The 12,612-nt window shown below is 67.2% G+C and carries 13 protein-coding genes; 6 read left to right on the forward strand and 7 right to left on the reverse strand.

Annotated features, from left to right (window positions below):
* Positions 1 to 51: 51 nt before the first annotated feature.
* On the reverse strand, positions 52 to 2,178 hold the full coding sequence (locus tag ACS0OT_RS14830) for a methyl-accepting chemotaxis protein (RefSeq protein WP_095378358.1): 2,127 nt from the start codon (positions 2,176 to 2,178) through the stop codon (positions 52 to 54).
* A 233-nt stretch (positions 2,179 to 2,411) separates the two neighbouring features.
* Here ACS0OT_RS14830 and ACS0OT_RS14835 point away from each other — a divergent pair, with 233 nt between their 5' ends.
* On the forward strand, positions 2,412 to 3,374 hold the full coding sequence (locus tag ACS0OT_RS14835) for a L,D-transpeptidase family protein (protein WP_164093585.1): 963 nt from the start codon (positions 2,412 to 2,414) through the stop codon (positions 3,372 to 3,374).
* A 4-nt stretch (positions 3,375 to 3,378) separates the two neighbouring features.
* Positions 3,379 to 4,059, forward strand: a complete 681-nt coding sequence (locus ACS0OT_RS14840) for a M23 family metallopeptidase (RefSeq protein ID WP_164093586.1) — start codon at positions 3,379 to 3,381, stop codon at positions 4,057 to 4,059.
* On the opposite strand, the gene ACS0OT_RS14845 is transcribed toward ACS0OT_RS14840, so the two are convergent.
* The 5 genes from ACS0OT_RS14845 to hflK all read right to left on the reverse strand — a co-directional run bounded on the left by ACS0OT_RS14845 (position 3,989) and on the right by hflK (position 8,621).
* Complete coding sequence (locus tag ACS0OT_RS14845) at positions 3,989 to 4,657, reverse strand: hypothetical protein (protein ID WP_095378356.1); 669 nt, start codon at positions 4,655 to 4,657, stop codon at positions 3,989 to 3,991. The genes ACS0OT_RS14840 and ACS0OT_RS14845 overlap by 71 nt on opposite strands.
* Before the next feature lie 132 nt (positions 4,658 to 4,789).
* A complete protein-coding gene (locus ACS0OT_RS14850) occupies positions 4,790 to 6,082 on the reverse strand; it encodes an adenylosuccinate synthase (RefSeq protein WP_005418326.1) in 1,293 nt (430 codons plus the stop codon).
* A gap of 292 nt (positions 6,083 to 6,374) precedes the next feature.
* A complete protein-coding gene (locus ACS0OT_RS14855; protein WP_005410640.1) occupies positions 6,375 to 6,560 on the reverse strand; it encodes a DUF2065 domain-containing protein in 186 nt (61 codons plus the stop codon).
* 67 nt (positions 6,561 to 6,627) lie between these two features.
* Positions 6,628 to 7,491 (reverse strand): protease modulator HflC, encoded by an 864-nt coding sequence (gene hflC, locus ACS0OT_RS14860; protein WP_005414169.1) that lies wholly within the window; start codon positions 7,489 to 7,491, stop codon positions 6,628 to 6,630.
* The gene (gene hflK / locus ACS0OT_RS14865; RefSeq protein WP_005418335.1) at positions 7,488 to 8,621 is read right to left on the reverse strand and encodes an FtsH protease activity modulator HflK; all 1,134 of its coding nucleotides are present in this window, start codon (positions 8,619 to 8,621) and stop codon (positions 7,488 to 7,490) included. The genes hflC and hflK overlap by 4 nt, the downstream gene beginning before the upstream one ends.
* 153 nt (positions 8,622 to 8,774) lie before the next feature.
* Here hflK and ACS0OT_RS14870 point away from each other — a divergent pair, with 153 nt between their 5' ends.
* Both ACS0OT_RS14870 and pilH read left to right on the forward strand, forming a co-directional pair.
* The gene (locus tag ACS0OT_RS14870; RefSeq protein ID WP_188239623.1) at positions 8,775 to 9,770 is read left to right on the forward strand and encodes a YhdH/YhfP family quinone oxidoreductase; all 996 of its coding nucleotides are present in this window, start codon (positions 8,775 to 8,777) and stop codon (positions 9,768 to 9,770) included.
* 88 nt (positions 9,771 to 9,858) lie between these two features.
* Positions 9,859 to 10,230 carry a twitching motility response regulator PilH gene (gene pilH / locus ACS0OT_RS14875; protein WP_005410644.1) on the forward strand — a complete coding sequence of 124 codons (372 nt, stop codon included), beginning with the start codon at positions 9,859 to 9,861 and terminating at the stop codon, positions 10,228 to 10,230.
* An 80-nt stretch (positions 10,231 to 10,310) separates the two neighbouring features.
* On the opposite strand, the gene ACS0OT_RS14880 is transcribed toward pilH, so the two are convergent.
* Positions 10,311 to 11,198 (reverse strand): DnaJ C-terminal domain-containing protein, encoded by an 888-nt coding sequence (locus ACS0OT_RS14880; RefSeq protein ID WP_005418339.1) that lies wholly within the window; start codon positions 11,196 to 11,198, stop codon positions 10,311 to 10,313.
* A gap of 261 nt (positions 11,199 to 11,459) precedes the next feature.
* Here ACS0OT_RS14880 and ACS0OT_RS14885 point away from each other — a divergent pair, with 261 nt between their 5' ends.
* Both ACS0OT_RS14885 and ACS0OT_RS14890 read left to right on the forward strand, forming a co-directional pair.
* Positions 11,460 to 11,942, forward strand: coding sequence for a peroxiredoxin (locus ACS0OT_RS14885; RefSeq protein ID WP_005418341.1), 483 nt, complete (start codon positions 11,460 to 11,462; stop codon positions 11,940 to 11,942).
* Between the two features lie 29 nt (positions 11,943 to 11,971).
* The gene (locus ACS0OT_RS14890; protein ID WP_005418343.1) at positions 11,972 to 12,547 is read left to right on the forward strand and encodes a ferritin-like domain-containing protein; all 576 of its coding nucleotides are present in this window, start codon (positions 11,972 to 11,974) and stop codon (positions 12,545 to 12,547) included.
* The last annotated feature ends 65 nt before the right edge of the window (positions 12,548 to 12,612 follow it).

Below are 12,612 nucleotides of genomic sequence, written 5' to 3' on the forward strand. Positions count from 1 at the left end.
CATGCGGGACATCGCAGGCAGGGCGCCATCCAGTATCCAGTTACAGGTCGCTTACGCCGCCCGCGCCGGCATGACCGGCATGCGCGGCCCCTGCTCCAGCTGGAATACCGCCACTGACGTGGTCAGTGCATGCGCCTGTTCTTCCAGCGCGCGGCTCGCGGCAGTGGCTTCTTCCACAAGCGCGGCGTTCTGCTGGGTCACCTGGTCCATCTGCACCACCACCTGGTTGACCTGCTCGATGCCGGCGGCCTGCTCCTTGCTGGCCGCTGCGATGTCGCTCATCAGCTGGGTGGTGCGCGAACTGGCCTGCGCCACGCGTGCGATCGCGGCTTCCGATTCAACGGTCACCGCCAGGCCACTCTTCACCTTGGAAGCGGCGTCCTCGATCAGTTCCTTGATCTCCTTGGCGGCGACACCGGCACGCTGTGCGAGCGTGCGCACTTCGCTGGCGACCACGGCAAAGCCACGGCCCTGCTCGCCTGCACGCGCAGCTTCCACTGCGGCATTCAGCGCCAGGATGTTGGTCTGGAACGCGATGCCGTCGATCACCGTGGAGATTTCCGAGATGCGCGCCGAGGATTGATCGATTTCGCCCATCACCGATGCCATCTGTGCCATCGCCTGCTCGGTCTCGCGCACGGCGGCACCGGCGGCATGCGCTTCGCTGTCGGCCTGACGCGCCAGTTCGGCGTTCTGGCGTACGGTGGAGGTCAGCTCCTCCATCGACGCGGCCGCTTCTTCCAGATTCGCGGCCTGCTGCTCGGTGCGGCGCGACAGGTCGTTGTTGCCGGCGGCCAGTTCCTGGGCCGCGTTGTTGATGCTGTCGGCAGCCACCTGGATGCCGCGGACAATGCCGGTCAGCTGCGCGGTGGTGGTGTTGGCATCGTCGCGCATGCGCGCAAACACGCCGTCGTACTCGCCCTCCATGCGTGCGGTCAGGTCGCCATGCGAGATCGCGCGCAGCACGTCGGAAACATCGGCGATGCTGGCCTGCGAACTGGCCATCATGCCGTTGAGGTGCTCGACCATCGTCTTGAACTGGTACTGGAACGCAGCGGCATCGCCACGCATGCTGAAATCGCCGGCGCGTGCGGCACGGGCCAGTTCATCGATCTGCGCGTTGATCGCCATCAGGCTCTGCTTCACCGCCGCCAGGGTGCGGGTCAGCGTGCCCTTCTCACCCGGGTAGTCCGGCAGGTCGCGGCTGAGGTCACCCATGGCGTAACGCTGCATCACCTCGGCCATCAGCAGTTCCACCTGCACGTGCGATTCGACCAGGCTGTTGGTGGCCTGCACCATGCGGCCGAAATCACCGGGGAACGCGCTGGCGTCCATGCGATAGCGGATTGCGCCGGCCTCGTGCTGCTCGGCCATCTGCAGCTGCGCGCCGATCGCCGCCTGCACACTCTGGCGCACGCTGGCCATCGCCTCGCCCAGCTGGGTCAGTTCGTCACGGCCGCCGAGGCGGAATTCCTGATCCAGCTGGCCCTTGGACAGGCGCTCGGCCAGGTTCACCGCGCGCGCCAGCGGACCGGTCAGGCTGCGGCCGATCATCACCGAGGCACCGATGCCCACCAGCAGCGCGACGCCGCCCAGCACCAGCAGCTGCAGCAGGCTGCGCTCGCCCAGGCGGATCGCCTCGGCGGCAGCCTCACGGCTTTCCTTCTCCTCGAAGTCCACGCCATCGGACAGCGCCTTGTTCCAGCCGTTGGCGGCTTCCTGCACCGGCCCCAGGGTCAGCGCCACGGCGCCCGGGTAGTCGCCCTGCTCCATCAGTTCGCTGGTCTGCTTGTTGAGCGGGCGCGCGATGGCACGCTTGGCCGCGATGGTTTCCGCGATGGCCTTGCCCTCCGCATCGCCTGGCAGTGCCTGGTAGGCGGTCCAGCTGGCCTCATAGCGCTTGACCAGATCGGCAATGCGCTTCTCATCGCTGCCGCGGTCTTCGCCTTGGCGGATCAGCATCTCGCGGCGCACCACCATCATCTGGTTGTTGGCGTCGAGCATCTGCGACAACAGGCGCACCTTGGCCACGCTGACGTCGACCACCTGCTGCATCGCGCGCTTCTGCACGACGCTGGCGGTGGCGCCGGTGGCCACTACGGCGGCAACCAGCAGCAGCAACAGGCCAAAGCCCAGCCCAAGACGCCAGGCAACCCTGACGTTCCTCAAGTAGTTCATGGGGGTATCCAAAACGGGGGGATGTGGCCTTATCGGCGGCACGGCAGGCAATCTTGATCACCGCCCATCGACGGCGTCGGCCACCGTTCACCTTGGTGAGTCCCCGTCCCAGCGGCACCTGCCGGTGCCAGCCGGCGGCAATGACATGCCTGCTCATGCGGGCATCAGATCCCTTTCACGGCGGCCCGGCGCCCCCTGCGGGCAAGGTGGCGGCGTACCTGCTGGAGATCCCAATGCGCTCATCTGTGTCTCGATCCACCCTGCTCGCCATCTCGCTGCTGGCGTCGCCGGCCTTCGCGCAGGCGCCGCCGCCCAACCTGCCCGCCCCCATTGCCGAGAAGGCTGGCCCGGACACCGCAGTGCGCTCCGCACTGCATGCCCAGGTGCTGCTGGATCGTGCGAACTTCTCTCCGGGCCAGATTGATGGTGAGGTAGGCAGCAACCAGCGGCGGGCGGTGTCAGGCTTCCAGACGGCACACGGCCTGACCGTAACGGGTGAGCTGGACGACGCCACCTGGAAGGCTCTGCAGGCCGATACGATCACGCCGCTGGCCAGCTACACGCTGACTGCTGAGGATGTCGCCGGCCCGTTCCAGCCGATACCGAAAGGACCCGCCGCCCAGGCCAAGCTGAAATCGCTGGGCTACAGCAGTGTGGAAGAAGCCCTGGGCGAGCGCTTCCACGCGTCCCCAGAGCTGATGAAGATGCTCAATCCCGGCGTGGATCTGACCAGGGCTGGCAGCCGCATCCAGGTCCCCAACATCGCCCCGGCCGCATTGCCGAAGGCCGCCAGGATCGTGGTCGACAAATCCGACTCCACGCTGCAGCTACTGGACGCGCAGGGCAAGCTGATCGCGCAGGTGCCGGTGTCATCCGGCAGCCAGCACGACCCGTTGCCGATCGGCGAATGGAAAATCCTGGGCGTGTACCGCGACCCGCCGTTCCACTACAACCCCAAGCTGTTCTGGGATGCCCGCAAGGGGGAAAAGAAAGCCACGCTGCCGCCCGGCCCGAACAATCCGGTCGGCCGGGTCTGGATCGATCTGTCCAAGCCGCATTACGGCTTGCATGGCACGCCTGAACCCGGCCACGTGGGCAAGACCGAGTCGCATGGCTGCGTACGCATGACCAATTGGGATGCACTGCGCGTGGCCGACGCAGTGGACACCTCGGTGCCTGTCGTGATGCAGGAGTGAGTCGATGCGTCTTTCGCAACTGATCGTGCTGGGTGTTCTGCTGGGATTGGGTGCAGGTTGGTGGCTGCACCGCGATATGGATGAGCCGGTGACCGACGCGCTGCCGGAAGCGCCATCGACGGTGGCCGCCGCGCCGGTGACGGAACCGGCAGCGCCAGGCGCAACAGCCCCACCCGCCTCCACCGCGCCGCCGGCCGCCCAGGCTGCCGATGCACCGTCCGGCTTGCTGCTGCCGGTGCAGGGCATCCTGCCCTCGCAGCTGCACGACACCTTCAGCGATGCACGCAGCGAGGGCCGCGTACACGATGCCATCGACATCATGGCCGATGCAGGTACGCCGGTGCTGGCGGTGGCCGATGGCACGGTGGAGAAACTGTTCGACAGCGAGCGCGGTGGCCTGACGATCTACCAGTTCGAGCCCAGCGGGCATTGGTGCTACTACTACGCGCACCTGCAGCGCTACGCCGATGGCCTGGCCGAGAAGCAGGTGATCAAGCGCGGCGAGGTGATCGGCTACGTCGGCAGCACGGGCAACGCCAGCGCCGAGGCCCCACACCTGCATTTCGAGGTGCATGTGCTGGGGCCGGAGAAGCAGTGGTGGAAGGGAGAGTCGATCAATCCCTATCCGCTGCTGAAGTCGGCAGCGATGATGCCCGGCGCTGCCAGCGTCGCAATGCCACAGTAAAGACGGCCAACGCAGCTCCTGGAATCATCAGCAACAGCGCCGCCATCTTCCAGAAGAAGAACGGCCACAGCCAGAGGTAGTCGAGGTCGGTCAGCTTCAGCACGTCCATCGGCGGCAGCAGGTCCACCGAGGCCGCACGGCCGGCCAACGCCGGATCGACCTCCAGCACGGTCAGCCGCAGCGAGGAACGGCCTCGCGGCAGTGCGTCACTGCGGCCGTAGCCGAAGTACGAGGCGGCGAACCGGTCTCGCTCGACCGATTCCAGTGCGCGATGGATCTCCGGATCGGTCACCGCCGAGCGGCTCTCCGCGCGGAACTCGGTGCGATCGGTTGGGGTTTCCGCGCGCAGGCGCAGCTCGGGATCGACCGCCGGATCGGCGCCGTCATCCGCATAACGCAGACGCAGTCGCAGCGGGTCGTCGATGAAGCGGTACACCGTGATCTCGGCGGTCGCGCCCGGCTGCAGCACCAGCGGCAGGGTCTGCGTGCGCGAAGCCAGGTAATTGGCGAGCGCGCCCAGCACCAGCACGATGCAGGCCAGCGTCCACAGGCTCCACAGCAGCCACAGAGTCACCCGTGCGACCGTCTCGCCCTTCATGCCGAAGTCTCCGTCATCGCTGCGCTGCCCTGCCGGCTGTGCCGCCACAGTACCGAAAACGAAAAAGCCCCGCTTGCGCGGGGCTTTTCCTTCAGCAACACCAGGCAGGGCCCAGCGCTACCGGTCTCTCACTCAGGCAAACGGATCCTGCAGGACCATGGTGTGGTCGCGGTCCGGGCCGGTCGAAACGATGCTGATCGGGCAGCCGGCCAGTTCTTCCAGCGAACGCAGGTAGGCGCGTGCCGCCGGCGGCAGCTCGTCCCACTGGGTGATGCCGTGGGTGTTCTCGCTCCAGCCCGGGAACTCCAGGTACACCGGGGTGCACTCTTCCCAGCCCTGCGCATCCAGCGGAGCATATTCGGTGCGCTTGCCGTTGTATTCGTAGGCGATGCAGACCTTCAGCTTTTCCATGCCATCGAGCACGTCCAGCTTGGTGATGCACAGGCCGCTGATGCCGTTGATGGCCACGGCGCGCTTCAGTGCGACGATGTCCATCCAGCCGCAGCGACGCGGGCGGCCGGTCGAGGCACCGTACTCAGCGCCGCGGTCACGAATGCCCTGGCCGACTTCGTCGTCCAGTTCGGTCGGGAACGGGCCACCGCCGACGCGGGTGGCGTAGGCCTTGGCGATGCCCAGCACGTAGTCGATCGAATCGGCGCCAACGCCGGAACCGGCCAGCGCGCCACCGACGGTGGTGTTGGAGCTGGTGACGTACGGGTAGGTGCCGTGGTCGATGTCCAGCAGCGCGCCCTGCGCGCCTTCGAACAGCACGCGCTTACCCTGCTTGCGCAGGTCGTGCAGGATGCCGGCCACGTCGGACTTCATCGGCTGCACGTATTCGCCGAAGGCCAGCGCCTCGTCGAAGGTCTTCTGGAAGTCGACCGCATCGGTGTTCAGATACTTGGTCAGCACGAAGTTGTGGTAATCCAGCGCGGTGCGCAGCAGTTCTTCCAGCTGCTTCGGGTAATGCAGGTCGGCGATGCGGATGCCGCGACGCGCCACCTTGTCTTCGTAGGCCGGGCCGATGCCACGGCCGGTGGTGCCGATCGCCTTGCCACCGGCAGCGCGTTCGCGCGCCTGGTCCAGGGCGATGTGGTACGGCATGATCAGCGGCGCGGCCGGGGAGATCTTCAGGCGCGAACGTACTTCCACGCCGGAGGCTTCCAGCTCGGCGATTTCCTTCTGCAGCGCGGCCGGCGAGATCACCACGCCGTTGCCGATCAGGCACAGCGCGTCGTCACGCAGGATGCCCGACGGGATCAGGTGCAGGACGGTCTTCTTGCCGTTGATGACCAGGGTGTGGCCGGCATTGTGGCCACCCTGGAAGCGCACGACGGCGCCGATTTCCTCAGTGAGCAGATCGACGATCTTGCCCTTGCCTTCATCGCCCCACTGGGCACCCAACACTACGACAGACTGACCCATGACGGGCTCCTCGATTTGTTGCGGCCATCGGGGCCGCGGACGGGTAAACCGTGGCGGGGCTGGCCAGCACCTGGAGGGCGGCTCCAGACGGGGAGCGGCCGGCGATGGAAGGCCCAGACACGGAAAAAGCCGAACGGGGAGGCCCGTCCGGCTTTTGTGCATTATCCGGGTTTCCGGGGTCCGCTGCCACCTTTCCGACGGACGGCTTCACCCACCGGTCAGCCGTCCCGCCCGGTGGTGCCGGCCGCTGGCCGGCATCCCAGGTTGCCGGCCAGCGGCCGGCACTACCCTGCTAGTGGCGCGCCCACCACAGCAGGCTCAGGCCGGCCAGCAGCACCAGCCCGCCGAAGCTGCGCAGGGCCGGGCTGGGCAGGTCCAGCAGCCGCTCGGCCATACGCTTCCAGGCGAACGGCGCCACGAACAGGAACAGGCCTTCCAGCACCGCGACCAGGCAGACGGCGGCGAACAGATCTTTCATGGGGAACTCCGGAAAAAGCACGGGGCCCGGCGTCTGGCCGGGCCCCGTGGGGTAGTGCCCTGCGACCTCAGCGGTCGTTCTTCAGGTACTGCAGGAACGGGTCGTTCTTGTCGAGCACGATCACGCCATTGCCGTCGGTCATGGAGCCACGGTAGGCCTCCAGGCTGCGGTAGAACGCATAGAACGACGGATCAGCCGAGCCAGCCTTGCCGTAGATGCGGGCCGCCTCGGCATCGCCTTCACCGCGCAGGCGCTGTGCATCACGCTCGGCCTCGGCGATCAGCACGGTGCTGTCGCGGTCGGCCTGGGCACGGATGGTCAGCGACTGCTCCTCGCCCTCCGCACGCAGCTTGGCCGCTTCCTGCTTGCGCTGGGCGCGCATGCGCTCGTACACGTCGTTGATCACCTGGCTGTCAGTCGGCAGGTCCACCTGCTTGATGCGCAGGTCGATCATCTGCATGCCGAGGCCGGCCACCGCCTCGTTGATCCCCTTCAGCTGCTCGGCGATCAGCTCGCTGCGGTCGCCGGACACCAGCTGCTGCAGGGTGCGCGAGTTGATCTGGTTGCGCAGCGAGTCGGTGATGATCGGTGCCAGGCGGGCATTGGCGATGCGCGGATCGCCGCCGGTGGCACGGAAGTAGTCACCTACGTTGGAGATGTAGCCGATGGCGAAGAAGTCGACGCTGACGTCCTTCTGCTCGGCGGTGAAGTAGCGCGCCGGCGCGGTGTCGAGCACCTGGAAGCGGCGGTCGAAGACCTTCACCGTTTCCACCACCGGCACCTTGAAATGCAGGCCCGGCTTGATGTCCGAACGCACCACCTTGCCCAGGTTCAGCACCATGGCGGTCTGGTCCTCACGGACCACGTACACCGAGCCGAGCAGGCCCAGCACCACCGCCACGATCACGGCGATCCAGATAGGACTCTTCATCGGCTGCCCTCCTCACGGCCGCTCGGTCGCCCGGTCGGGCGGCCCACCGGCCGGCCCGGATCACGGGAAGCTTCCACCGCTGCACCCGGCAGCGACGGCATCACCACGTCCGGGTTCGCCACTGCGGCCGGGGCCGAGGTGGTGGGACGGGTATCGCCGGTCATCGGCACGTAGATCAGCTGGCGGCCATCGCCGCCGATCACCTTGCGGTTCTCGCTAAGCACCTGCTGCACGGTCTCCAGCCACAGGCGCTTGCGGGTCACTTCCGGGGCGTCCTTGTACTGGGCCTGCAACAGGCTGAAGCGCTGCGCGTCACCCTCGGCCTTGGACACCACGGCCTGCTTGTAGCCTTCGGCGGTGGTACGGGCGCGCGAGGCCTGGCCCCGGGCTTCCGGCACGACCTTGGCAGCGTAGGCCTGGGCCTCGTTGATCAGGCGTTCCTTGACCTGCTGGGCACCGTTGACCTCGTCAAAGGCCGGCTTCACTTCTTCCGGCGGACGGGCGTCCTGCAGGGTCAGGCCGGTCACGGTCAGGCCGGTCTTGAACGCCTTCAGCAGTGCCTGCAGGCGCTCCTCGGCGGCCACGGCCAGCGGGCCACGGTTGTTCAGCACGGCGTTGAGGTCGGCACGGCCGACTTCCTCGCGCACCGCGCTCTGCGCCGACTGCTCCAGCACCTGGTTGGCATCGACGGTGCCGAACAGGTACTGCTGCGGGTCGTCGATGCGGTACTGGACGTTCAGCGAGACGTTGACGATGTTCTCGTCGCGGGTGAGCACCGGCACCTGGATCGAGAACGTCTTGATCTCGGTGGCGTTGACCTTGGTGACCGATTCGATCGGCCACGGCAGCTTGAAGTTCGGACCGGGCTGCAGGATGCGCGAGAACTGGCCGAAGCGCAGGACCACGCCACGCTGCTGTTCGCCGATCAACTGGAAGCTGGAGAACAGCACCAGCAGCACCACGGCCGCCACCACCCAACGCACGATGCCGCCGTCGAACAGGTCCTTCAGCGGCCCGGGCAAACCGCCCCAGCCACCACCATTGCCACCGCCGCGTGACCCGAACGGCCCGCGTCGATTGTCCTCGGGGCCTTGTCCGCCCTTGTTGCCGCCGGGTGTATTCCAGGCCATGCACGCTCCATCAAGATGTGGGCTGCGGCGCGGGCCCTTCCCGCGGCGCCAGCCGTGAAACCATTACCGATCATACAAGATGGGGCGGATCGGCAGGATCGAAAGGGGGGCAACGGGGTAAGGTGGCGTTTTCCTCGAAGTCAGGCAATGCCGATGGCCCCCACCCCCCCGTTCACCGCCTTCCGCATCGAAAACGACGACGCCGGTTACCGCAGCGGCCTGGCCCAGCTCAAGGTCGAAGACCTCAGCCCCGGCCAGGTTCTGATCCGCGCCAGCTGGTCCTCGGTCAACTACAAGGACGCCCTGGCCGGCACCGGCAAGGGAAAGATCCTGCGCCGCTTCCCGCTGGTGGGGGGCATCGACGTAGCCGGCACCGTGGTCGCCAGCACCGATCCGGAATGGCGTGAAGGCGACGCGGTGCTGGCCACCGGCTGCGGCCTCAGCGAGACCCGCGACGGCGGCTACAGCCAGTATGTGCGGCTGGAATCGCGTGCGGTGATCGCCCAGCCGACCGGGCTGAGCCCACGCGAGGCGATGGTGCTGGGCACCGCCGGCTTCACCGCGGCGTTGGCGCTGCTGCGCATGCAGGACAACCGGCAGAGCCCGGAACTTGGACCGCTGGCGGTCACCGGCGCCAGTGGCGGCGTCGGCGCGCTGGCACTGTCGATCTTCAGCCGCGCCGGCTACACGGTGCATGCGATCAGCGGCAAACCCGACCAGACCGGTTTCCTGCACGCCATCGGCGCCACCGAGGTGCTGCCGCGTGAGGCCCTGGCCGACACCGGCCCACTGCAATCGGCGCGTTTCGGTGGGGGCCTGGACAATGCCGGCGGCGCCATGCTCGCCAGCCTGCTGGCGCAGACCGCGCCCTACGGCAGCGTGGTCAGTGCCGGCCTGGCGGCCAGCCCGGCGCTGGACATGACCGTGATGCCGTTCATCCTGCGTGGCGTGTCGCTGCTGGGCGTGTCCTCGGCCAATGCGCCACGCGGGCTGCGCGAGGATGTCTGGGCGCGGCTGGGCAACGAATGGAAACCGCAGCACCTGGACCGCATCTGTACCGCCGAGGTTGGCCTTGATGGCCTGCCGGCCGTGTTCGAGCGGATGCTGGCGGGCGGCTCGCTGGGCCGCACCGTGGTGCGGATCGACTGAACGTAGCAGGCAGGCGACGGACGGCAGATGCGCCCCTCCCGCCGGTAATGAGCCCGCACTACACTGCGGGCATTACATGGGGAACAACATGGCACGCATTCTGATCGTCGACGACTCACCGTCGCAGCTGTTGGGGATACAGCGCATCGTCGAGAAGCTCGGGCACCAGATCCTGACCGCCACCGATGGCGCCGCCGGGGTCGAAACCGCCAAGGCCGAGCTGCCCGACCTGGTCCTGATGGACGTGGTGATGCCCAATCTCAACGGCTTCCAGGCCACCCGCACCCTCGCCCGCGACGAGGCAACCCGGCATATTCCAGTGATCCTGGTGACCACCAAGGACCAGGACACCGACCGCATGTGGGGCATGCGCCAAGGCGCCAAGGCCTACATCACCAAGCCGTTCTCGGAAGACGAGCTGTCCGAAGTGCTGGAGCGCGTGTTCGCCGGGCAGGGCTGAGACGCGCGCGGTAGTGCCGGCCGCTGGCCGGCAATGATGTGTGATTGCCGGCCAGCGGCCGGCACTACCGGAAGGCGTGCTCAGATCGTCTCGCCAAACGCCTTGGCCAGGTTCCGGTAGGCCTTCTTCTGCGCCTCGTCGGTCGCGGCCGGGGCCACGATCTCGATCTCGACGATCTGGTCGCCATCCGGATTGCCCGGCAGGCCACGCCCGCGCAGGCGCAGCTTGCGCCCGGCATCGGAGTCGGCCGGGATCTTCAGTTCCACCGCGCCGCCCAGGGTCGGCACGCTGATGCTGGTGCCCAGCGCGGCCTGCCACGGCGTGACCGGCAGGGTGTAGAGGATGTTGCGGCCATCGACCTCGAACTGCGGGTGTGCGGCGTACTCCACTTCCAGCAGCAGGTTGCCGCCATGGTTGCCCTGCCCCGCCAGGCGGATCACCTGGCCCGGACGGATGCCCTTGGGCACGCGCACGTCCAGCTGCTTGCCGTTGACGGTGATGCGCAGGCTGTCGCCGCTGTAGGCCGCTTCCAGCGGTACCGACAGCTTGGCGCGGGTGTCGCGGTTGGGCGCATGGCCCTGGCTGCTGAATCCCGGGCCAGGGCCGGCACCGCCGCGCTGGCGCGCGAACAGGCTTTCGAAGAAGTCGCTGAAGCCGCCGTTGGCGCCACCACCCCCGAACACTTCCTCAAAGTTGAAACCACCGGCGCCGCCGTAGTTCGGCGGCACGTTGAACTCCTCGCCCGGGCGATAGCCCTGCGCGCGCAGCTGGTCGTAGGCTGCACGCTTTTCCGGGTCGCGCAGCGCCTCGTAGGCCTCGTTGACCGCCTTGAACTTGTCTTCGGCCCCGGCCTCCTTGCTGACGTCCGGGTGGTACTTGCGTGCCAGCCGGCGGTAGGCGGTCTTGATCTCCGCCTCGCCCGCGCTCGGTTCCACCCCCAGGGTGGCGTAGTAATCCTTGAATTCCATCCAGCTACCTCGATCTGCTTCGGCCGCGCCGGTGGCGCCGCCCCGGGTTCATTCTACGCGCCGGCGATGCTACGCCGTCGCTCGTGCGGCCCCGGTGAGGCCGACTGATCCTGCGCAATGCGGTTGCCATCGCCCTGCCCCAGGCTATGGCTGGAAGCCCGCTCCGCAAAGCCTGAAGATGGGCCCTGCACGCCGGTTTTCCAATGTCTTGACGTCCCTGTCCCATCCGGCCCACTACGCTGCCCCAGCAAGGAGTTCCCCATGACCATCCATGTCGGCGACCGCATTCCGGAAGTCACCCTCAAGCGCATCCGCGAGGGCATTGAAACGCTCGATACGCATTCGCTGTTCGACGCGCGCAAGGTGGTGCTGTTCGCTGTGCCCGGCGCGTTCACGCCGACGTGCTCGGCCCGCCACCTGCCCGGCTACGTCGAGAAATTCGAGGCCTTCCGCCAGCGCGGCATCGATGTCTACTGCATGGCCGTCAACGACCCGTTCGTGATGAAGGCCTGGGCCGCCGATCAGCACGTGCCCGACGGCCTGCTGATGCTGTCCGACGGCAATGCCGAACTGACCCGTGCGCTCGGCCTGGAGCTCGACGCCAGTGCCTCGGGCATGGGCATCCGCTCGCGCCGTTTCGCCCTGTTCGTGGTCGACGGCGTGGTCCGCGCCGCCTGGGTTGAACAGCCCGGTCAATTCGAAGTGTCTTCGGCCGACTACGTGCTGGAGCACCTGCCCACCTGATCTCCCACCGCAAGAGGAAACGGCCAGCCATGTCCAGCAAGCCAGCCAAAGCCCCCAAGCCCACCGCGCAGATTCCCGGCATCAGCGAGCGCACGGCCCTGCGCGAGCGCGCCCGGCGCAACATCGAGGATGGTGCGATCACCGACAGCTACAGCGCCGACCGCAAGGTGGTGATCAAGCTGCTCAACGACGCACTGGCCACCGAGTACGTGTGCGTGTTGCGCTACTACCGGCACTACTTCATGGCCAAGGGCATGCTGGCCGACGCGGTGAAAGCCGAATTCCTTGAACATGCACAGCAGGAACAGGCGCATGCCGGCAAGCTGGCCGAGCGCATCGTGCAGCTCGGCGGCGAGCCCGACTTTAACCCGGATACGCTGACCGCGCGCTCGCATGCCGAATACAAGGAAGGCAGCGACCTGCGCGACATGGTCCGCGAGAACCTGGTGGCCGAACGCATCGCCATCGACAGCTACCGCGAGATGATCAACTTCATCGGCGACCGCGATACCACCACCAAGCGCATCCTCGAAGAGATCCTGGCGCAGGAAGAGGAACACGCCGACGAGTTCGCCGATCTGCTGGATGGGTGGATCGGGGAGTGATCCGGTAGATGCCCACCCTGGTGGGCGCCTTTGCCGCGTGCCAACCAAGGTTGGCACCTACCAGA

It is taken from the genome of Stenotrophomonas maltophilia group sp. RY12688 (assembly GCF_052149045.1).
Classification (GTDB): domain Bacteria; phylum Pseudomonadota; class Gammaproteobacteria; order Xanthomonadales; family Xanthomonadaceae; genus Stenotrophomonas; species Stenotrophomonas sepilia.

What these genes read in the sequence shown, in the direction of transcription:
- ACS0OT_RS14830 (WP_095378358.1), bottom strand. Translation starts at nt 2,178, where the DNA reads ATGAACTACTTGAGGAACGTCAGGGTTGCCTGGCGTCTTGGGCTGGGC.
- ACS0OT_RS14835 (WP_164093585.1), top strand. Translation starts at nt 2,412, where the DNA reads ATGCGCTCATCTGTGTCTCGATCCACCCTGCTCGCCATCTCGCTGCTG.
- ACS0OT_RS14840 (WP_164093586.1), top strand. Translation starts at nt 3,379, where the DNA reads ATGCGTCTTTCGCAACTGATCGTGCTGGGTGTTCTGCTGGGATTGGGT.
- ACS0OT_RS14845 (WP_095378356.1), bottom strand. Translation starts at nt 4,657, where the DNA reads ATGAAGGGCGAGACGGTCGCACGGGTGACTCTGTGGCTGCTGTGGAGC.
- ACS0OT_RS14850 (WP_005418326.1), bottom strand. Translation starts at nt 6,082, where the DNA reads ATGGGTCAGTCTGTCGTAGTGTTGGGTGCCCAGTGGGGCGATGAAGGC.
- ACS0OT_RS14855 (WP_005410640.1), bottom strand. Translation starts at nt 6,560, where the DNA reads ATGAAAGATCTGTTCGCCGCCGTCTGCCTGGTCGCGGTGCTGGAAGGC.
- hflC (WP_005414169.1), bottom strand. Translation starts at nt 7,491, where the DNA reads ATGAAGAGTCCTATCTGGATCGCCGTGATCGTGGCGGTGGTGCTGGGC.
- hflK (WP_005418335.1), bottom strand. Translation starts at nt 8,621, where the DNA reads ATGGCCTGGAATACACCCGGCGGCAACAAGGGCGGACAAGGCCCCGAG.
- ACS0OT_RS14870 (WP_188239623.1), top strand. Translation starts at nt 8,775, where the DNA reads ATGGCCCCCACCCCCCCGTTCACCGCCTTCCGCATCGAAAACGACGAC.
- pilH (WP_005410644.1), top strand. Translation starts at nt 9,859, where the DNA reads ATGGCACGCATTCTGATCGTCGACGACTCACCGTCGCAGCTGTTGGGG.
- ACS0OT_RS14880 (WP_005418339.1), bottom strand. Translation starts at nt 11,198, where the DNA reads ATGGAATTCAAGGATTACTACGCCACCCTGGGGGTGGAACCGAGCGCG.
- ACS0OT_RS14885 (WP_005418341.1), top strand. Translation starts at nt 11,460, where the DNA reads ATGACCATCCATGTCGGCGACCGCATTCCGGAAGTCACCCTCAAGCGC.
- ACS0OT_RS14890 (WP_005418343.1), top strand. Translation starts at nt 11,972, where the DNA reads ATGTCCAGCAAGCCAGCCAAAGCCCCCAAGCCCACCGCGCAGATTCCC.